Genomic DNA, 18,889 nt, shown 5'->3' on the forward strand with positions numbered 1-18,889 from the left:
CCTAGGCGAGCTTCGTCACCCATCCGTGCCGGTCTTCCTCCTCGCCGCGCTGGATCGCGACGAGCCGGTTCTTGAGCTTTTGCGTAAGCTGGCCGGGGCCGCCGGAGCCGATCGTGAAATCGCCCTCGCGGCTCGCGACCTTGCCGACCGGCGTGACCACCGCGGCAGTGCCGCAGGCAAACGTCTCGACGAGGCGGCCGCTCGCGGCGTCCTCGCGCCACTGGTCGATCGAATAGCGGCCTTCCTGCACCGTCAGGCCCTCTTCGCGGGCCAGCGTGAGCAGGCTGTCGCGCGTGATGCCGGGCAGGATCGTGCCGGTGAGCGCGGGGGTCAGCAGCGTGCCGTCATCGAACACGAAGTAGAGGTTCATGCCGCCCAGTTCCTCGATCCACTTGCGCTCGACCGCGTCGAGGAAGACGACCTGGTCGTGCCCGCGCGCGATCGCCTCGCCCTGGGGCACGAGGCTGGCGGCATAGTTGCCGCCGCACTTGGCGGCGCCGGTGCCGCCGGGCGCGGCGCGGCTGTAGTCGCTCACCCAGATCGAAACGGCCGGGGCGCCGGACTTGAAGTAGTTGCCCGCCGGGCTGGCGATGACGAGAAACTTGTACTGCTTGGCCGGTCGCACGCCGAGGAACGCCTCGGTGGCGATCATGAAAGGCCGCAGGTAGAGCGAGCCGCCGTCGAGCGTGGGGAACCAGCCGCGGTCGGCATTGACCAACTGACGGACCGACTCGACGAATACCGCCTCGGGCAGCGCCGGCATCGCCAGCCGCTCGGCCGAGGCATTGAAGCGCGCGGCGTTGGCCTCGGGACGGAACAGCGCGATGCTGCCGTCGACCTGGCGATAGGCCTTCAGCCCCTCGAAGATTTCCTGCGCGTAGTGCAGCACCGCGGCCGCCGGATCGAGCGCAATCGGCTGGCGCGGGCCCAATGTCGCGTCGTGCCAGCCGCGCCCCTCGGTCCAGTCGATCGAGACCATGTGGTCGGAGAAATTCGTGCCGAAGCCGGGGTTGGCAAGCACGGCGGCGCGCGCCGCCTCGTCGGTCGGAGCGGGATGGGCGATACGGGAAAAGGCAAGGTCGGAATCGGCGATCGTCGCCATCGGGAAGTCCTTGATGCTGATACCGCGCTCGCGGTGAACAAAAATTACACAAAACGCAAGCGTAATGACATATTTGTGCGAAGCGATTTGTGTAGCAAGCCCGCGTCATCGAGGCAAACGTGTCTTGGCGGCGGAGCGGCGCGCGTCGCGTGATAAATGAGAAGGGCCGCACCGGTCAGTCCGGTACGGCCCTTCGCATGGTCAGCGGCCGGAAGTGCCGCCAGCGAAACCTTTATCGCGTACTGTTCTTCAGCGATAATGCCTCGCGACGGATTTTGCCGACCTCTCTGCTGAACCATGAGACATCGGATCACCTCCTTTCGCGCTGTTGAGCCAAGGTTGACCGCATTGCGGCCGGGGCGGGCGGGCGCCTATCCGGGGCGTTCCGGATAGGACCGTCTGCCTTGCGTAATTTCTGCGGTATTCCGCGCCGCACAACAAGTCTTGCAATGATTTTTTTTGGCGTCAGTATCGATCTTCGTGCCCTAAGCTGTGGAAAGTCGGTCCAAGTCCCGACGCGTGCTTCGGGAGCACTTGGCGCGTCCCGGACATGCCGCGAACTGCCCGATTGCGCCGTCATTTCGCAGCGCGCGGTCTTTGGCGAATCTCACTCGGCGGGAACGGCACTTGGCTCGGGCGAGGCGTCCCTCGGTCCGAGCCGGATCGCCGGAACCCAGGCGAGCGCGAGCATCCCGAGACCGGCGAAGGTCCAGAAGATGCCGCGATAGCTGCCGGTCAGGTCGAAGATCAGGCCGAACAGCGGCGGCGTCGCCAGCAAGGCGATCAAGATCGTGCCGGAGAGCAGGCCCATCGCCCGTCCGACCCCGCGCGCACCGAACACGCGCGGCGCTATGTAGCTCTCGATGGGAACCATGAGCCCGCCGAACAGGCCCATCAAGCCGACGCCCAGCGCGATCACGGGGTAGCCGCCCGAGGCCTGGGTGAGACAGGCCATGCCCGCGGCGAAGCCGGTCAGCGAGACCAGCATGATCAGCCGCGGTCCCAGTTTGTCGCAAATCGCGGCGAAGACGAACTTGGCGATGAAGCCGCAGCCGGCGAAGACCGAGACGAGCGTCGCGGCGCGGCTCTCGTCGATGCCGTTGTCGATGGCGAGCGGCGCAAGATTGGTGATCATGCCCTTGAGCCCCGAGGTGACGATGGCGACGGTTGCGGCGATCAGCCAGAAGGTCGGATCGGTGAGGATCGCGCGCGCCGAAAGTCCTGCCGCGCCCGTGCTCGACGTCGTATCCGCGGGCGCGGTGTCCGCACCGTCGGGGAAGAGGCCGCGTTGCTCGGGAGTGTCGATGACCAGGAGCGCGGCGGGAATCGTCCAGACCGCGAGCACCACCGCCAGCAGCCGCAGCGCCTCGCGCCACTCGTGCGTGTCGAGCAGCGCCTGAATGACATTGGGAAACAGCAGGCCGCCCGCCGCGATACCGGCAATCGCGAGCCCGATCGCGCGGCCGCGCTGGGCCACGAACCAGCGTGACAGGAGCACCGTGATCGCGACCGGTCCGATCAGGACGTTGGCGGGCGCGATGAACACTCCGAAGATGATCAGGATCTGCGTGAAGGAGGTCGCCATCGATATCGCCGCGTAGCCGAAAGCCAGCAGGACGCCGCCGACAACCATCAGCCGCCGGACCGAGACGCGGTCCATAAGCGTGCCGAGCAGCGGGGCGAGGATGGCGCAAGTGCCCGACAGCACCGTCATCGTCAGCATGAGCACGGTGCGGCTTGGCTGGAATTCGCGGGCGAGCGGCACGGCGACCACCGAGTAGGTTGATGCGATCATGCCCGAGGCCGCGAGCAGCAGCGCGCAGGCGAGCACTTGCCGCCATCCCGTCGCGAACGATCTGATATTGCCCATAGGTCCGTCTCCCGCCGGAAGTGCTTTTGTGTGCAACCTACCCGAATGCCCGGGAGTTGAAAGGGCGCTGCCTTCGCGCGATCTCACGCGATATCAGAAACGTGGCGGCGGCGCCTCGAATGGAATATTATGGGACAACCTATCGTTGTTTAGAGTCTCTTCAAGCGCCGTTGGCCTATAATGAAGTCCCGGAATAATGAGAATAATGAACCAAGGGGGATGAAGCAGTGACCAGCGTAGTTATAGCAGACGACCATGCCTTTTTCCGCAGCGGCCTTGAATCGGCTTTGTGCTCGGCGGGTTACGATGTCGTCGCCTCCGTCTCGGATGGCGAGGGCGCGCTCGATGCCGTCGCACGGACCTCGCCCGATGTCGTGATCCTCGACGTGCGCATGCCGGGCATGGACGGCATCAGCACGCTCGAAAAGCTGCGCAGACAAGGCTGCAAGGGCGAAGTGATCATGCTCGCCGCCGAGTTCGAGGATCATGCGCTGATGGGCGCGATCCGTGCCGGCGCGAATGCCATCGTCAACAAGAACGGCGCGGAAAACCGCCTGTTCGACGCGCTCACCGCGGTGCGCAAGGGCGGGCGCTTCATCGATTCCGACTATCTCGAGCGCTTCATCGAGATTTCGAAGAACGAGTCGATGCCGGCGGGCGGCCCGAAGATGAGCGAACGCGAACGCTTCATTGCCGACAACGTCGCGCAAGGGTTCCGCAATCGCGAGATCGCCGAGAAGCTCGGCGTGAGCGAAGCGCTGGTGAAGCTCTATCTGCACCGGCTGTACACCCGGCTCGGCATCAAGAACCGCACCGAACTGGCGATCATGATGCGTGAATTGGCATGATGCGTGACATGACATCTGCGTAAGATGGTTTAACCCGCCAACTGCGGGACGGCTCGTCAGCTCACGAAGACGCGTTCGGTCCGCAGGCGGGTCAGCTTCGACGAGCGCAACCGCCATCCGCAATCGAGCCGCACGTAGGTTTCGTGATAGTGCCCCCAACCGTGGATCTGGCTGCAGCCCGGCTGGAGCAGGTCGTCCGCGCCCTTGTATAGCCGATCCTCCATCGCCCAGATCACCCGCGCCTCGACGTCGGAGACGAAGTCGATGATCGGCGTGTGTCCGTGGTGGATCGAAACGCAATCGGCCATCTGCCTCGCCACCCATGGGATCATCACGTCGCGCGGGGCGACCGCGGCCTCGAGCCCGGCGACTTCGAGCCGTCCCTCGGGCGCCCAGACCTCGCGGGCCCAATAATCCCAGTCCTTGTTGTCGAGGCCGTAGAAATAGCGGGCCTTGACTTGCTTGATCGCCTCGATCGCGGCGAGCCGTTCGATGTCGTCCATGGTTCAGGCCTCAAACTTCGATCCGGAGAGGGGAACCCCTCCGGCCTGCGCCGTAGCGCGTCAGACGAACCGGCGCGCGGGGCATTGCAAATTATTCATGCAAATTTTGCATAAAAAGCACTGGCCCTGTGCGACGGACCGTTCTAATGGCGCGGCATGTCACACAACTCGCCACGCAGCAACAAGCCGGGCCGCTCGTTCACCTCGCTCAAGATCGGAGTGCTCGGGGTCGTCTGGATCTGCTTCCTCGTTTTCGCGTTCGTCGGGCTCTTCATCTCGGGCGGGATCACGATCGACCAGAATGCCCCGCAGGCCTCGCGCAACCAGCATGATGACTTCGCGGCCGGCTCGCTCGGCACCGAGCGCCGCGCCCGGCTCATCGCGGCGACCAAGCTCTACGTCGAGCAGCACCAGGATGCGCCCGCCGCGATGGCCGAGGGCAAGGAACTGGCCCCGCCCGAGTTTCTCAACGAGGAACTCGCCCGGCACAAGCAGCGCTTCCGCGTCCGCAAGGTCGACGGCCTCGACGCCGACATCTACGAAGTCGCGGGCTGAACCGGCTCTCGTCCGAATGGACCATCCGTTGGCTGGCGGGCCCGGGGCTGCTCTGATCCGTACCGTGCTTGACCGCCGCGGCGAATCCCGCTAACGGCGCGCATCCTTGGCGGGAATGCCCCGCCTGGAAGACATAGAGCTGAACATTGCCGCTGTGCGAGCGGGCTTCTGGCCAGGTCATGGCGAAGTCCGGTGACGGGAGGGTTCCTCCGGCGTCCAGCGGCAAAGTAATCCGGCGTTTTGGCCGGGTGGAGTGTTTTCGGCTCACGGTTGCGGTGGCGTGTCGCCCGCAGGCCGGCCTTTCCGGGCGCGTTCCGGGGCAGGGTCGGCGCAAGGCGCGCGGCAGATCGCATTCGTGAACCTTCGACAATCCGCCCATCCTCGCGCGCCGGCCTGTTGGACCGGGGTGCGACGGGTCCGTTCCGCCTCGGGTCACCGAGTAATACTGGGGGCGGAGCGGTTCCATCGCACTCCACATCGAAAGAAGAGTATAGATGCCCACTATCAACCAGCTGGTCCGCAAGGGCCGCGAGCCGCAGAAGGCCAAGAGCAAGGTCCCGGCGATGGAGCAGAACCCGCAGAAGCGCGGCGTCTGCACCCGCGTCTACACCACGACCCCGAAGAAGCCGAACTCGGCGCTTCGCAAGGTTGCCAAGGTGCGTCTGACCAACAGCCGCGAGGTCATCTCCTACATCCCGGGCGAAGGCCACAACCTGCAGGAGCACTCGGTGGTCCTGATCCGCGGCGGCCGCGTCCGCGACCTTCCCGGCGTGCGCTATCACATCCTGCGCGGCGTGCTCGACACGCAGGGCGTCAAGGACCGCAAGCAGTCGCGCTCGAAGTACGGCGCCAAGCGTCCGAAGTGACCCGGTCGAGGGACCGGGCGTCCGGCGCGAGCCGCGGGCCGCTCTCCCTCTTGCACAAGGTCTGTTGAAACAAGCCGAGCGGCCTGGAGGCCACCGATCCCCGCCATCGCAGGGATGACTTGAGAAACCTCCGCAACGCTCCGGACATTTGGAGTTTTTGAAATGTCACGTCGTCGTCGTCCCGAGAAGCGGGAAATCCTGCCCGACCCGAAGTTCGGTGATCAGGTCCTGTCGAAGTTCATGAACAACCTCATGTACGACGGCAAGAAGTCCGCCGCAGAGAGCATCGTCTACGGTGCGCTCGACACCATGGAGGCCCGCGCCAAGGCCGATCCGGTCCAGCTCTTCCACGATGCGCTGAACAACGTGAAGCCGCAGATCGAGGTCCGCAGCCGCCGTGTCGGCGGCGCGACCTACCAGGTCCCCGTCGAGGTCCGCCCCGAGCGCGCCCAGGCGCTCGCGATCCGCTGGCTCATCACCGCCGCGCGCAACCGTCCCGAGACGACCATGTCGGCGCGTCTGTCGGGCGAACTGCTCGACGCCGCGAACAACCGTGGCAACGCGGTGAAGAAGCGCGAGGACACGCACCGCATGGCCGACGCCAACCGCGCGTTCAGCCACTACCGCTGGTAAACAGCGCCCGGGTCGTCACACCGGAGTCACACTTTTAATCGAGGGGGCGGGAACCTATTTAACGAGCGGTTCCCACTCCCGAAAATCCAAGGAAGCTATCATGGCACGCAGCCATCCGATCGAACGCTATCGCAACATCGGCATCATGGCGCACATCGACGCCGGCAAGACCACGACGACCGAGCGGATCCTTTACTACACCGGCAAGTCCTACAAGATCGGCGAAGTCCACGACGGCGCCGCGACCATGGACTGGATGGAGCAGGAGCAGGAACGCGGCATCACCATCACGTCGGCCGCGACCACCACGTTCTGGCAGGCCGATGACGGCAAGGGCGAAGAACACCGCATCAACATCATCGACACTCCCGGACACGTCGATTTCACCATCGAGGTCGAGCGTTCGCTGCGCGTGCTCGACGGCGCGGTCGCGGTCTTCGACGGCGTCGCGGGCGTGGAGCCGCAGTCCGAGACCGTGTGGCGCCAGGCCGACAAGTACAAAGTCCCCCGGATGTGCTTCATCAACAAGCTCGACCGTACGGGCGCGGACTTCTATTACTGCGTGCAGTCGATCGTCGACCGCCTCGGCGCGGTGCCGCTGGTGATGTACCTTCCGATCGGCGCCGAAGCCGACCTCAAGGGCGTCGTCGACCTCGTCAACATGCGCGGCATCGTCTGGCAGGACGAAAGCCTCGGCGCGAAGTTCGACTACACCGAGATCCCGGCCGACATGGCCGACAAGGCGGCCGAGTACCGCGAGAAGCTGCTCGAGACCGTCGTCGAACAGGACGACGATGTTCTCGAAGCCTATCTCGAAGGCAACGAGCCTGATGCCGCGACAATCAAGCGGCTGATCCGCAAGGGCACGCTCGCGCGCGCCTTCGTGCCGGTGACCTGCGGCTCCGCGTTCAAGAACAAGGGCGTGCAGCCCCTGCTCGACGCCGTCGTCGACTACATGCCGAGCCCGATCGACGTCCCGCCGATCGAAGGTATCATTCCCGACACCGAAGAAACCGCCACGCGTCCCTCGGACGACACCGCGCCCTTCGCGGCGCTGGCGTTCAAGATCATGAACGACCCGTTCGTCGGTTCGCTCACTTTCTGCCGCATCTACTCGGGGCAGCTTTCAAAGGGTTCGTACCTGAACTCGGTGAAGGACAAGAAGGAGAAGGTCGGCCGCATGCTGCTGATGCACTCCAACAACCGCGAGGACATCGATACCGCCTATGCCGGCGACATCGTCGCGGTCGCGGGCCTCAAGGAGACCACCACCGGCGACACGCTGTGCGCCGAGAAGGCTCCGATCATCCTCGAACGGATGGAGTTCCCCGATCCGGTCATCGAGCTTTCGGTCGAACCCAAGACCAAGGCCGACCAGGAGAAGATGGGCGTGGCGCTCTCGCGTCTCGCGGCCGAGGACCCCTCGTTCCGCGTTTCGACCGACCACGAATCGGGCCAGACGATCATCAAGGGCATGGGCGAGCTTCACCTCGACATCATCGTTGATCGCATGAAGCGCGAGTTCAAGGTCGAGGCCAACGTCGGCGCGCCGCAGGTCGCTTATCGCGAATATCTCGGCAAGCCGGTCGAACTGACCTACACCCACAAGAAGCAGTCGGGCGGCTCGGGCCAGTTCGGTGAAGTCAAGGTCCAGGTCACGCCGGGCGAGCGCGGTTCGGGCATCCAGTTCATCGACGAGGTGAAGGGCGGCAACATCCCGCGCGAATACATTCCCTCGGTCGAGAAGGGCATGCGCGAGACCGCCGAGACCGGCGCGCTGATCGGCTTCCCGATCGTCGACTTCGAGATCAAGCTGATCGACGGTAAGTACCACGACGTCGACTCCTCGGCCCTGGCCTTCGAGATCACCGGTCGCGGCGCGATGCGCGAAGTCGCGCAGAAGGCCGGGATCAAGATTCTCGAGCCGATCATGAAGGTCGAGGTGGTGACGCCCGAAGAGTTCATGGGCGACGTCATCGGCGACCTGAACAGCCGCCGCGGCCAGATCCAGGGCACCGACAGCCGCGGCAACGCGCAGGTTGTCGAGGCCAACGTGCCGCTCGCCAACATGTTCGGCTACGTCAACCAGCTTCGCTCGTTCACACAGGGACGCGCGCAGTACTCGATGCAGTTCTCCCACTACGACGAGGTTCCGGCAAATGTCGCGGCCGAGGTCAAGGAGAAGCTTGCCTGATCGGCGCAATAGGTCTAGGGGCGGCGCTCGATTCTGCGGGTGCCGCTTCGAATTCCCGTATTATCAATCTTAGAAGAAAAGAAGGTTTGTAGAATGGCGAAGGCAAAATTCGAGCGGAACAAGCCGCACTGCAACATCGGCACCATCGGTCACGTCGATCACGGCAAGACCACGCTTACGGCTGCCATCACCAAGATCATGGCGGAAACTTATGGCGGTGAAGCCGTCGACTTCGCCAACATCGACAAGGCTCCCGAAGAGCGCGAGCGCGGCATCACCATCTCGACCGCGCACGTCGAGTACGAGACCGACGCCCGCCACTACGCGCACGTCGACTGCCCGGGCCACGCCGACTACGTCAAGAACATGATCACCGGTGCCGCTCAGATGGACGGCGCGATCCTGGTCGTGAACGCCGCCGACGGCCCGATGCCGCAGACCCGCGAGCACATCCTGCTCGCTCGTCAGGTCGGCGTTCCGGCGCTCGTCGTGTTCATGAACAAGGTCGACCAGGTCGACGACGAAGAGCTCCTCGAGCTGGTCGAGCTCGAAGTTCGCGAGCTTCTGTCCTCGTACGACTTCCCCGGCGACGACATTCCCATCATCAAGGGTTCGGCGCTGGCCGCTCTCGAAGGCCGTGACGACGAGATCGGCAAGGACAAGATCGTCGAGCTGATGAAGGCCGTCGACGAGTTCATCCCGCAGCCGCCGCGTCCGACCGACAAGCCCTTCCTGATGCCGGTCGAGGACGTGTTCTCGATCTCGGGTCGTGGTACGGTTGTCACCGGCCGCGTCGAAACCGGCATCATCAAGGTCGGCGAGGAAGTCGAAGTCGTCGGTCTCAGGGACACCCAGAAGACGACCGTCACCGGCGTCGAGATGTTCCGCAAGCTGCTCGACCAGGGCGAAGCCGGCGATAACATCGGCGCGCTGGTCCGTGGCCTGAAGCGCGAGGAGGTCGAGCGCGGCCAGGTTCTCGCCAAGCCGGGCACCGTGACCCCGCACACCGAGTTCGACGCCGAGGTCTACGTCCTGTCGAAGGACGAGGGTGGCCGTCACACGCCGTTCTTCGCGAACTATCGTCCGCAGTTCTACTTCCGCACGACCGACGTCACCGGCGAGGTCATCCTCCCCGAGGGCACCGAAATGGTCATGCCGGGCGACAACGTGACGATCTCGGTCAAGCTGATTGCGCCGATCGCCATGGACGACGGCCTGCGCTTCGCTATCCGCGAAGGTGGCCGCACCGTGGGTTCGGGCGTCGTCTCGAAGATCACGAAGTAAGCTTCAAAGCTCTACTTCTGAACGAATTGGCCCGGCCTCCTTGCGGAGGCCGGGCTTTTTCGTCGAAGGGAAGGCCATGGCACGCAAATACGGCAAGCACGGACCGCGCGAGGACACGTTCGACGCGGTCGAAGACGGGGAGGGGGCAGAAAGCCTGCCGCCGCCCGATTGCTGGCTCTGTGAGCGGCCATGCGGTGAAACCGTGATCTGGCATCATCCGGTTCCCAAGAGCCGGGGCGGGCGAGATACGGTGCCGATGCACCCGATCTGCCAGAACATGCTGATCACTACCTTCACCAATTCCGAATTGCAGCGCTACGGCCTCGATGCCGCTCTGCTCAGGCTCGATCCACGGATCGAGAAGTTCGTCGCCTGGGTTTCGAACAAGGACCCCGATTTCAAAGCGGCGCTGGGCAAGAAGAAGCAGCGGTAAGCAGTGCCGTCGCTTCGATAAGTGCATGTGATCGGATTGCGCCGATCGGACTTTGGGCACGCATTTCATTGCGCGAGAGCTGCTGTGTGCCGAACCTCCGCAGAAATCCGAATTTTTCCGCTCGCAGGGGCTTGCACGAATCCCGCTGGCGCTGTAGGGGCGCGCTTCGCAATTCAATGGGGCTCCGGCCTCTCGGCTCTTTCTCATCGGTAGCAGGACATATGGAAGCTCAGAACATCCGCATCCGCCTCAAGGCGTTCGACCACCGCGTGCTCGACCAGGCAACGGGTGAAATTGCGGATACCGCGCGCCGCACCGGTGCGCTCATTCGGGGCCCCATTCCGCTGCCGACCAAGATCGAGAAGTTCACCGTGAACCGCGGTCCTCACATCGACAAGAAGTCGCGTGAGCAGTTCGAGGTTCGCACCTACAAGCGGCTGCTGGACATCGTGCAGCCCAACGCCACGACCGTCGATGCGCTGATGAAGCTCGACCTCGCGGCGGGCGTGAACGTGGAAATCAAGCTCGCGTAAGCGAGAAGGCCCTTCGGTTGATCCGTGGGGCCGTTTGCCGGTTCCATCGGAACCGTGAGGACAGAGCCCGGCAAGTCAGCGCCGGGACACAAGGGATACCGCCGGGGAGTTCATCTCCGGGCTGCGTCCCCCGTCCAGTCCCTCCTTCGGGAGGGGCGCTTCAGCCCGGACGGGGCGACGCATCATCAAAAGGGCTGAGCAAGCACCTCGGATGGGCCGGGGTGCCTCTGTTGAGGAGTTTTGATCATGCGCACTGGCGTGATCGCCAAGAAGGTCGGGATGACCCGCCTGTTCCAGGAGGACGGCCGGCACGTACCCGTGACCGTTCTGGCGCTGGAAGATTGCCAGGTTGTTTCGGTCCGCACTGCGGAGACGGACGGCTATGTTGCCGTTCAGCTCGGTGCGGGCGAAGCGAAGGCCAAGAATGTCAACAAGCCGCAGCGTGAGCACTTCGCCAAGGCGGAAGTGCCCTTCAAGATGCGCGTTGCCGAGTTCCGCGTCGCCGACGACGCGCTGCTCGACGTCGGTGCCGCGATCGCCGCCTCGCACTTCGTGCCGGGCCAGCTCGTCGACGTCGCCGGCCACACCCAGGGCAAGGGCTTCGCTGGCGCGATGAAGCGCTGGGGCTTCGGCGGTCTGCGCGCCACGCACGGCGTCTCGCTCTCGCACCGCTCGCACGGTTCGACCGGCAACCGCCAGGATCCGGGCAAGGTCTTCAAGAACAAGAAGATGGCCGGCCACATGGGCGATCGCCAGCGCACCCAGCAAAACCTCGAGATCGTGCGCGTCGACGACGAGCGCGGCCTGATCTTCGTCAAGGGCTCGGTTCCCGGCGCGAAGAATTCTTGGCTGACCGTCTCGGACGCGGTGAAGGTCGCCCGCCATGCGGAGGCGCCTTATCCCGCCGGCCTGAAGCAGGCCGCCAACAGCAATGATACGGCCGCTGCCGATACGCCTGCGGAAGAGACCGCGGCGCCGGAAGCGACCGAAGGCCAGGAGGGCTGATAACGTGAAGGTCAAGGTCCTCAACCTCGACGGTTCGGCCGCCAAGGGCGACATCGAGCTTTCGGATGACGTGTTCGGCCTCGAGCCGCGCGCCGACATCCTGCATCGCGTCGTCACCTGGCAGCTCGAGAACCGCCGCGGCATCGCCCGCGCCACGCGCGAGCGCTCCGACGTCGCGCGCACCGGCAAGAAGTGGGGTCGCCAGAAGGGCGGCGGCACGGCTCGTCACGGCGACCGCGCGGCGCCGGTCTTCATCGGTGGCGGCAAGGCTCACGGCGCGCGTCGCCGCGAGTTCGAGCAGTCGCTCAACAAGAAGGTCCGTGCGCTCGGTCTCAAGATGGCGCTCTCGGCCAAGGCCAAGGACGGCTTGGTCGTGATCGACAGCCTCGACGTCGCCGACGCCAAGACCAAGGCGCTCGCCGGTGAGTTCGCCAAGGCTGGCTGGAACAAGGTCCTCGTGATCGACGGCGAAGCGGTGAACGAAACTTTCGCGCGTGCGGCGGGCAACCTCGTCGGCGTGAACGTGCTCCCTGCCGTCGGCGCCAATGTCTACGACATTCTCAAGCATGATACGCTGGTGCTGACGCGCGCCGCGGTCGAGAAACTGGAGGCGCGTTTCAATGGCTAAGGACAAGGACGTGAACATCCGTCATTACGACGTGATCCTCTCGCCCCACATCACCGAGAAGTCGACGCTGTTGTCCGAGAACAACGCGATCGTCTTCAAGGTGGCCGACGATGCGACGAAGCCGGAAATCAAGGCTGCCGTCGAAGCGCTGTTCGACGTCAAGGTGACCGGCGTGAACACCATCGTCCAGAAGGGCAAGGTCAAGCGCTGGCGCGGTCGTCCGTACCGCCGCAGCGACGTGAAGAAGGCGATCGTCACGCTGGCCGAGGGCCAGTCGATTGACATCACCGAAGGCGTACGGGGCTGATCCGATGGCATTGAAGAACTACAATCCGACCAGCCCGGCGCGCCGCGGCCTGATCCTCGTCGACAAGACCTCGCTGTGGAAGGGCAAGCCCGTCAAGACGCTGAGCGAAGGCAAGCGCAAGACCGGCGGCCGCAACAACAAGGGCCATGTGACCTCGCGCGGCATCGCCGGCGGCCACAAGCAGAAGTACCGCTATATCGACTTCAAGCGTCGCAAGTGGGACATGGCCGCCACCGTCGAGCGGATCGAGTACGATCCCAACCGCACCGCGTTCATCGCCCTCGTCAAGTATGAGGACGGCGAACTCGCCTACATCCTGGCGCCGCAGCGCCTCGCCGTGGGCGACAGCGTGATCGCCGGCGAGAAGACCGACGTGAAGCCCGGCAACGCGATGCTGCTGTCGCAGATGCCGGTGGGCACGATCTGTCACAACGTCGAGATGAAGCCGGGCAAGGGCGGCCAGATCGCCCGCTCGGCCGGCAACTATGTCCAGATCGTCGGTCGCGACCGTGGTCTCGTTATCGTTCGCCTCAACTCGGGCGAGCAGCGCTACCTGCGCGGCGATTGCATGGGCACCGTCGGCGCCGTGTCGAACCCGGACAACGCGAACCAGAACTTCGCCAAGGCCGGTCGCACCCGCTGGAAGGGCCGTCGTCCGCTCACTCGCGGTGTCGCCAAGAACCCGGTCGACCACCCGCACGGTGGTGGTGAAGGCCGGACCTCGGGTGGCCGTCACCCGGTTACGCCGTGGGGCAAGCCGACCAAGGGCGCCCGCACTCGCAACAACAAGCAGACGGACAAGATGATCATCCGTTCGCGCCACGCGAAGAAGAAGAGGTAAGACACGATGGCACGCTCCGTCTGGAAAGGCCCCTTCGTCGATCTGTATCTCCTGAAGAAGGCGGAAACCGCTCAGGAAGCAGCTGGCCGCACCGGTCCGATCAAGACCTGGTCGCGTCGTTCGACGATTTTGCCGCAGTTCGTCGGCCTGACGTTCAGCGTCTACAACGGCCAGAAGTTCATTCCCGTCTCGGTCAACGAAGACATGGTCGGCCACAAGCTCGGCGAGTTCGCGCCCACGCGCAGCTTCCCCGGCCACGCCGCCGACAAGAAGGGTAAGCGCTGATGAGCAAGCAGAAAGCTCCCCGTCGCGTCGGCGAGAACGAGGCGCTCGCGGTCGGCACCACCATTCGTGGTTCGGCCCAGAAGCTCAACCTCGTCGCCGGCCTGATCCGCGGCAAGAAGGCCGAGGATGCGATGAACATCCTCGCGTTCTCGAAGAAGGGCATGGCCGAAGACGCGCGCAAGGTGCTCGCCTCGGCGATCGCCAACGCGGAAAACAACCACAACCTGGACGTCGACGCGCTCGTCGTGGCCGAGGCTTCGGTTGGCAAGTCGATCACGATGAAGCGCTTCCACACGCGCGGTCGCGGCAAGTCCACCCGCATCCTCAAGCCGTTCTCGCGCCTGCGGATCGTCGTTCGTGAAGTCGAGGAGGCCTGATCATGGGTCATAAATCCAATCCGATCGGCCTGCGTCTGCAGATCAACCGCACCTGGGACAGCCGCTGGTTCGCGGAAGGCCGCGACTACGGCAAGCTGCTCGAGGAAGACCTCAAGATCCGCAAGTACATCGTCGAGACGCTGCCGCAGGCGGCGATCTCGAAGGTGGTGATCGAGCGTCCGGCCAAGCTGTGCCGCGTGTCGATCTATGCGGCGCGTCCGGGCGTCATCATCGGCAAGAAGGGCGCGGACATCGAGAAGCTTCGCCAGAAGCTCGCGAAGATGACCGAGAGCGAAGTGAAGCTCAACATCGTCGAGATCCGCAAGCCGGAGATCGACGCGAAGCTGATCGCCCAGGGCATCGCCGACCAGCTCATCCGCCGCGTGGCGTTCCGCCGCGCGATGAAGCGCGCGATGCAGTCGGCCATGCGGCTCGGTGCGGAAGGCATCAAGGTGATGTGCGGCGGCCGTCTCGGCGGCGCGGAGATCGCACGTGTCGAGCAGTATCGCGAAGGCCGCGTTCCGCTGCACACGCTGCGTGCGAACGTCGACTATGCCGAAGCCGAGGCGCTCACCGCCTACGGCATCATCGGCATCAAGGTCTGGGTCTTCAAGGGCGAGATTCTCGGCCATGATCCGACGGCGCAGGACCGCTTGATGATGGAGGCTCAGACCTCCGGCGTGCGCCCGGCGCGCTGAGGCATAGGTAAGAGTAAGCAAGATGCTGCAACCGAAGAAAACCAAGTTCCGCAAGGCCTTCAAGGGCCGGATCCATGGCAATGCCAAGGGCGGCACCGAACTCAATTTCGGATCCTATGGCCTCAAGGCGATGGAGCCCGAGCGGATCACCGCGCGCCAGATCGAGGCGGCGCGCCGCGCGATCACGCGTCATATCAAGCGCCAGGGGCGCCTGTGGATCCGCGTCTTCCCCGACGTGCCGGTTTCGAAGAAGCCTGCCGAGGTCCGTCAGGGTAAGGGCAAGGGTTCGGTCGAATACTGGGCCGCCCGCGTCAAGCCGGGCCGCATCCTGTTCGAGCTCGACGGCGTTGCCGGTCCGCTCGCGGCGGAGGCGTTCAGCCGCGCGGCGATGAAGTTGCCGATCAAGACCAAGGTCGTCGCTCGCCTCGGCGACACCTCGCACCTGGAGGGCTGACGATGGCCAGCAAGACCGAAGACCTGCGCGCGAAGACCGACGACCAGCTCACCGCTGACCTCGCCGATCTCAAGCGCGAGCAGTTCAACCTGCGCTTCCAGGCCGCGACGAGCCAGCTCGAGCGTCCGGCGCGCATCAAGGAAGTGCGCCGCGACATCGCCCGCATCAAGACGCTCCAGACCGAGCGTGCGGCCGGTTCGAAGTAAGGAGAACACGATGCCCAAACGTATCCTGATCGGGACCGTGGTTTCCGACAAGACCGACAAGACCGTGACCGTGCTCGTCGAGCGCAAGGTCAAGCACCCGCTCTACGGCAAGATCATCCGTCGTTCGAAGCGCTACCACGCGCACGACGAGGACAACGCCTTCCGTTCGGGCGACCGCGTGCGGATCGAGGAGACCAAGCCGATCTCCAAGACCAAGTCGTGGAAGGTGCTCGACCGCCTGCAGGCGAGCAAGGGCACCGCAGTCGAGGCCAACCTCGACGTCGAGGCCGCTGTCAGCAACTGATAACAATTGCTGACTCGGCGAACTGACGAGTTTTTTGGAACTGCCGGACTGGTTCCGGCAAGCCAGTGAGAAGGAACCGGATCGATGATCCAGATGCAATCCAATCTCGACGTCGCGGACAACAGCGGCGCGAAGCGCGTCCAGTGCATCAAGGTGCTGGGCGGCTCGAAGCGCCGCACCGCGGGCGTCGGCGACATCATCGTGGTGTCGGTCAAGGAAGCGCAGCCGCGGGCGCGCGTGAAGAAGGGTGACGTTCACCGCGCGGTGATCGTGCGCACCAAGAAGGACGTGCGTCGTCCGGACGGCAGCGTGATCCGCTTCGACACCAACGCGGCGGTCCTCATCAACAAGAGCGAGGAGCCGATCGGCACCCGTATCTTCGGCCCGGTGGTTCGCGAGCTTCGCGGCAAGGGCTTCATGAAGATCATCTCGCTTGCTCCGGAGGTGCTGTGATGGCGACTGCGAAGATCAAGAAGGGTGACAGCGTCGTTGTCCGTTCGGGCAAGGACAAGGGCCGCACCGGCACCGTCCTCCAGGTCATGCCCAAGGAGGGCAAGGTCGTGGTCGATGGCATCAACGTCGCGACCCGTCACCGCAAGCCGACCCAGGTGAACCCGCAGGGCGGCATCGACCGCGCGCCGGCGCCGATGGCGATCAGCAAGGTCGCCGTGGCCGATCCGAAGGACGGCAAGCCGACCCGCGTCCGCTTCGAAACCAAGGACGGCAAGAAGGTCCGTGTGGCCGCCAAGTCCGGGGAGACCATCGATGGCTGAGAAGTACATTCCGCGCCTGCGCACCAAGTACGACGATCAGATCGTCAAGGCGATGACCGAGAAGTTCGGTTACGCCAACCCGATGCAGGTGCCGCGGATCGAGAAGATCACGCTCAACATGGGCGTGGGCGAGGCGAGCCAGGACAAGAAGAAGGTCCAGACCGCCGCCGAGGAGATGGAGATGATCGCCGGGCAGAAGCCCGTGATCACTCGCGCCCGCAAGTCGATCGCGCAGTTCAAGCTGCGTGAAGGCATGCCGATCGGCTGCAAGGTCACGCTGCGTCGCGAGCGCATGTACGAGTTTCTCGACCGCCTGATCACGATCGCGATGCCCCGCATCCGCGACTTCCGCGGCCTCAATCCGAAGTCGTTCGACGGTCGCGGAAACTACGCGATGGGTCTCAAGGAGCAGATCATCTTCCCGGAGATCAGCTACGACAAGATCGAGAAGGTGCGCGGGATGGACATCATCGTGACCACCACCGCCAAGACCGACGAGGAAGCGCGCGAACTGCTGCGCCTGTTCGGTTTCCCGTTCCCCGCCGAAGAGGCGGAACAGAAGGAGGCGGCGTGAGCCGCCTAGCAGAGAGAGCTTAAGTCCATGGCGAAACTGAGTTCCATCAACAAGAACGAGCGTCGCAAGAAGCTCGTGAAGAAGTACGCGGGCAAGTACGAGCGCCTCAAGGCGATCGCTGACGACACGTCGCTCGACGAGACCGAGCGCCTGATCGCCCGCCTCAAGCTGGCCGAGATCCCGCGCAACGGGAACCCGACGCGCGTGCGCAACCGCTGCGCAACGACCGGCCGCCCCCGCGGTTACTACCGCAAGTTCGGCCTGTGCCGCGTTGAGCTGCGTGATCTTGCCAACAAGGGCATGATCCCCGGCGTGACCAAGTCGAGCTGGTGAGGGAATAGAACAAGATGGCTATGACCGATCCCCTGGGTGACATGCTCACCCGCATCCGCAACGGCCAGCAGGCGAAGAAGGACTCGGTCCTGTCGCCGGCGTCGAAGCTGCGCGCGCGCGTGCTCGAGGTGCTTCAGCGTGAAGGCTACATCCGTGGCTACACCGAGGACGCTTCGGGCAAGCATCCGCAACTGCGGATCGAACTGAAGTATTTCGAGGGCGAGCCTGCGATCAAGCACGTCGCCCGCGTCTCCAAGCCGGGCCGCCGCGTCTATTCGGGTTCGAAGGAACTGCCGATCGTGCGCAACGGCCTTGGCATCACCATCGTTTCGACGCCCAAGGGCGTGCTCTCGGACGCCGAGGCGCGCACCCAGAACGTGGGCGGCGAAGTGCTCGCGGAGGTGTTCTGATGAGCCGCATCGGCAAGAAGCCGGTCGCGATCCCCAACGGGGTAACGGCCGAGATGAAGGACGGCTCGCTGTCGGTGAAGGGGCCCAAGGGAACCTTGTCGATGGGCCTGTCGGAGCTCGTCTCGTACAAGGTCGAGGACGGGTCGATCTCGGTCCAGCCGGCGAACGACAGCAAGGAAGCGCGCAGCCACTGGGGCATGCAGCGCACGCTCGTGTCGAACCTCGTCGACGGCGTGACCGAGGGCTTCACCAAGGTCCTCGAGATCACCGGCGTTGGTTATCGTGCCTCGGCGCAGGGCCGGAAGCTCAAGCTTCAGCTCGGCTACTCGCACGACGTCGACATCGACGTGCCCGAGGGCATCGAGGTGAAGACGCCCGACAACACGACCGTCGAGATCTCCGGTATCGACAAGCAGAAGGTCGGCCAGCTCGCGGCCGAAATTCGCCGCTGGCGCAAGCCCGAGCCCTACAAGGGCAAGGGCATCAAGTACCGCGGCGAGTACATCTTCCGCAAGGAAGGGAAGAAGAAGTAATGGCCAAGCTTTCGCTCTTCGAACGGCGCCGCCAGCGTGTCCGTACCTCGCTGCGCGCCCGTGGCACCAGCCGTCCGCGCCTTTCGGTGCATCGCACCGGCAAGCACATCTACGCGCAGATCATCGATGACGCGCAGGGCCGTACGCTCGCCGCCGCCAATACGCTCGGCGGCAAGGGCGCCGACATCGACGCCGCCTCGCGCGTCGGCAAGGAGCTTGCCGAAGCCGCGAAGAAGGCCGGCGTGACGTCCGTCGTGTTCGATCGCGGCGGCTTCCTGTACCATGGCCGCGTCAAGGCGCTGGCCGATGCCGCCCGCGAAGGCGGGCTGGAGTTCTGATG

Annotated in this window: 28 protein-coding genes; 25 read left to right on the forward strand and 3 right to left on the reverse strand. The window is 64.5% G+C overall.

What is annotated here, in order from left to right:
• Position 1: 1 nt before the first annotated feature.
• Both B2G71_RS14230 and B2G71_RS14235 read right to left on the reverse strand, forming a co-directional pair.
• Positions 2-1,102, reverse strand: a complete 1,101-nt coding sequence (locus B2G71_RS14230) for a branched-chain amino acid aminotransferase (RefSeq protein ID WP_098106952.1) — start codon at positions 1,100-1,102, stop codon at positions 2-4.
• Positions 1,103-1,709: 607 nt separating this feature from the next.
• Entirely contained in the window at positions 1,710-2,972 is a 1,263-nt protein-coding gene (locus B2G71_RS14235; protein WP_098106954.1) for an MFS transporter, read from the reverse strand.
• A gap of 227 nt (positions 2,973-3,199) precedes the next feature.
• On the opposite strand from B2G71_RS14235, the gene B2G71_RS14240 reads away from it, so the two are divergent.
• Positions 3,200-3,820 carry a response regulator transcription factor gene (locus B2G71_RS14240; protein WP_098106956.1) on the forward strand — a complete coding sequence of 207 codons (621 nt, stop codon included), beginning with the start codon at positions 3,200-3,202 and terminating at the stop codon, positions 3,818-3,820.
• Between the two features lie 56 nt (positions 3,821-3,876).
• Here B2G71_RS14240 and B2G71_RS14245 read toward each other — a convergent pair whose 3' ends face one another.
• Positions 3,877-4,323 carry a nuclear transport factor 2 family protein gene (locus tag B2G71_RS14245; RefSeq protein WP_098106958.1) on the reverse strand — a complete coding sequence of 149 codons (447 nt, stop codon included), beginning with the start codon at positions 4,321-4,323 and terminating at the stop codon, positions 3,877-3,879.
• Positions 4,324-4,479: 156 nt separating this feature from the next.
• Here B2G71_RS14245 and B2G71_RS14250 point away from each other — a divergent pair, with 156 nt between their 5' ends.
• The 24 genes from B2G71_RS14250 (at position 4,480) to rplR (ending at position 18,887) form a co-directional block, all read left to right on the forward strand.
• Positions 4,480-4,878, forward strand: coding sequence for a hypothetical protein (locus B2G71_RS14250; protein ID WP_098106961.1), 399 nt, complete (start codon positions 4,480-4,482; stop codon positions 4,876-4,878).
• Between the two features lie 494 nt (positions 4,879-5,372).
• Positions 5,373-5,744, forward strand: a complete 372-nt coding sequence (gene rpsL / locus B2G71_RS14255; protein ID WP_007011879.1) for a 30S ribosomal protein S12 — start codon at positions 5,373-5,375, stop codon at positions 5,742-5,744.
• A gap of 162 nt (positions 5,745-5,906) precedes the next feature.
• Positions 5,907-6,377 (forward strand): 30S ribosomal protein S7, encoded by a 471-nt coding sequence (rpsG, locus tag B2G71_RS14260; protein ID WP_098106963.1) that lies wholly within the window; start codon positions 5,907-5,909, stop codon positions 6,375-6,377.
• A 100-nt stretch (positions 6,378-6,477) separates the two neighbouring features.
• Positions 6,478-8,571 carry an elongation factor G gene (gene fusA / locus B2G71_RS14265; protein ID WP_098106965.1) on the forward strand — a complete coding sequence of 698 codons (2,094 nt, stop codon included), beginning with the start codon at positions 6,478-6,480 and terminating at the stop codon, positions 8,569-8,571.
• A 93-nt stretch (positions 8,572-8,664) separates the two neighbouring features.
• Complete coding sequence (gene tuf / locus B2G71_RS14270) at positions 8,665-9,855, forward strand: elongation factor Tu (protein ID WP_098106966.1); 1,191 nt, start codon at positions 8,665-8,667, stop codon at positions 9,853-9,855.
• A 76-nt stretch (positions 9,856-9,931) separates the two neighbouring features.
• A complete protein-coding gene (locus B2G71_RS14275; protein WP_098106968.1) occupies positions 9,932-10,288 on the forward strand; it encodes a hypothetical protein in 357 nt (118 codons plus the stop codon).
• A 221-nt stretch (positions 10,289-10,509) separates the two neighbouring features.
• Complete coding sequence (rpsJ, locus tag B2G71_RS14280) at positions 10,510-10,821, forward strand: 30S ribosomal protein S10 (protein ID WP_098106970.1); 312 nt, start codon at positions 10,510-10,512, stop codon at positions 10,819-10,821.
• A 246-nt stretch (positions 10,822-11,067) separates the two neighbouring features.
• Complete coding sequence (gene rplC / locus B2G71_RS14285) at positions 11,068-11,826, forward strand: 50S ribosomal protein L3 (protein ID WP_098106972.1); 759 nt, start codon at positions 11,068-11,070, stop codon at positions 11,824-11,826.
• 4 nt (positions 11,827-11,830) lie between these two features.
• On the forward strand, positions 11,831-12,454 hold the full coding sequence (gene rplD, locus B2G71_RS14290) for a 50S ribosomal protein L4 (protein WP_098106973.1): 624 nt from the start codon (positions 11,831-11,833) through the stop codon (positions 12,452-12,454).
• Positions 12,447-12,761: a 50S ribosomal protein L23 gene (locus B2G71_RS14295; RefSeq protein WP_098106975.1), complete on the forward strand. Its 315-nt coding sequence runs from the start codon at positions 12,447-12,449 to the stop codon at positions 12,759-12,761. The genes rplD and B2G71_RS14295 overlap by 8 nt, the downstream gene beginning before the upstream one ends.
• Positions 12,762-12,765: 4 nt before the next feature.
• Positions 12,766-13,602, forward strand: a complete 837-nt coding sequence (gene rplB / locus B2G71_RS14300) for a 50S ribosomal protein L2 (protein WP_098106977.1) — start codon at positions 12,766-12,768, stop codon at positions 13,600-13,602.
• A 6-nt stretch (positions 13,603-13,608) separates the two neighbouring features.
• Positions 13,609-13,887, forward strand: a complete 279-nt coding sequence (rpsS, locus tag B2G71_RS14305; protein ID WP_098106979.1) for a 30S ribosomal protein S19 — start codon at positions 13,609-13,611, stop codon at positions 13,885-13,887.
• A complete protein-coding gene (rplV, locus tag B2G71_RS14310) occupies positions 13,887-14,264 on the forward strand; it encodes a 50S ribosomal protein L22 (protein WP_098106981.1) in 378 nt (125 codons plus the stop codon). The genes rpsS and rplV overlap by 1 nt, the downstream gene beginning before the upstream one ends.
• Positions 14,265-14,266: 2 nt before the next feature.
• Positions 14,267-14,962, forward strand: a complete 696-nt coding sequence (gene rpsC, locus B2G71_RS14315) for a 30S ribosomal protein S3 (RefSeq protein ID WP_098106983.1) — start codon at positions 14,267-14,269, stop codon at positions 14,960-14,962.
• 22 nt (positions 14,963-14,984) lie between these two features.
• Entirely contained in the window at positions 14,985-15,416 is a 432-nt protein-coding gene (gene rplP / locus B2G71_RS14320; protein ID WP_098106985.1) for a 50S ribosomal protein L16, read from the forward strand.
• A gap of 2 nt (positions 15,417-15,418) precedes the next feature.
• Positions 15,419-15,622 (forward strand): 50S ribosomal protein L29, encoded by a 204-nt coding sequence (gene rpmC / locus B2G71_RS14325; RefSeq protein WP_098106987.1) that lies wholly within the window; start codon positions 15,419-15,421, stop codon positions 15,620-15,622.
• Between the two features lie 10 nt (positions 15,623-15,632).
• Complete coding sequence (gene rpsQ / locus B2G71_RS14330; protein WP_098106989.1) at positions 15,633-15,926, forward strand: 30S ribosomal protein S17; 294 nt, start codon at positions 15,633-15,635, stop codon at positions 15,924-15,926.
• An 84-nt stretch (positions 15,927-16,010) separates the two neighbouring features.
• A complete protein-coding gene (gene rplN / locus B2G71_RS14335; protein ID WP_098106991.1) occupies positions 16,011-16,379 on the forward strand; it encodes a 50S ribosomal protein L14 in 369 nt (122 codons plus the stop codon).
• Positions 16,379-16,699 carry a 50S ribosomal protein L24 gene (gene rplX, locus B2G71_RS14340; protein WP_098106993.1) on the forward strand — a complete coding sequence of 107 codons (321 nt, stop codon included), beginning with the start codon at positions 16,379-16,381 and terminating at the stop codon, positions 16,697-16,699. Before rplN ends, rplX begins: the two co-directional genes overlap by 1 nt.
• The gene (gene rplE, locus B2G71_RS14345) at positions 16,692-17,273 is read left to right on the forward strand and encodes a 50S ribosomal protein L5 (RefSeq protein WP_098106994.1); all 582 of its coding nucleotides are present in this window, start codon (positions 16,692-16,694) and stop codon (positions 17,271-17,273) included. The genes rplX and rplE overlap by 8 nt, the downstream gene beginning before the upstream one ends.
• Positions 17,274-17,300: 27 nt before the next feature.
• Positions 17,301-17,606 (forward strand): 30S ribosomal protein S14, encoded by a 306-nt coding sequence (gene rpsN, locus B2G71_RS14350; RefSeq protein ID WP_098106996.1) that lies wholly within the window; start codon positions 17,301-17,303, stop codon positions 17,604-17,606.
• A 14-nt stretch (positions 17,607-17,620) separates the two neighbouring features.
• Positions 17,621-18,016, forward strand: a complete 396-nt coding sequence (rpsH, locus tag B2G71_RS14355; protein ID WP_098106998.1) for a 30S ribosomal protein S8 — start codon at positions 17,621-17,623, stop codon at positions 18,014-18,016.
• Positions 18,016-18,549, forward strand: coding sequence for a 50S ribosomal protein L6 (gene rplF / locus B2G71_RS14360; protein ID WP_098107000.1), 534 nt, complete (start codon positions 18,016-18,018; stop codon positions 18,547-18,549). The genes rpsH and rplF overlap by 1 nt, the downstream gene beginning before the upstream one ends.
• A complete protein-coding gene (gene rplR, locus B2G71_RS14365) occupies positions 18,549-18,887 on the forward strand; it encodes a 50S ribosomal protein L18 (protein WP_098107002.1) in 339 nt (112 codons plus the stop codon). Before rplF ends, rplR begins: the two co-directional genes overlap by 1 nt.
• Positions 18,888-18,889: the final 2 nt, after the last annotated feature.

The sequence above is a fragment of the Novosphingobium sp. PC22D genome (assembly GCF_002556635.1).
Classification (GTDB): domain Bacteria; phylum Pseudomonadota; class Alphaproteobacteria; order Sphingomonadales; family Sphingomonadaceae; genus Novosphingobium.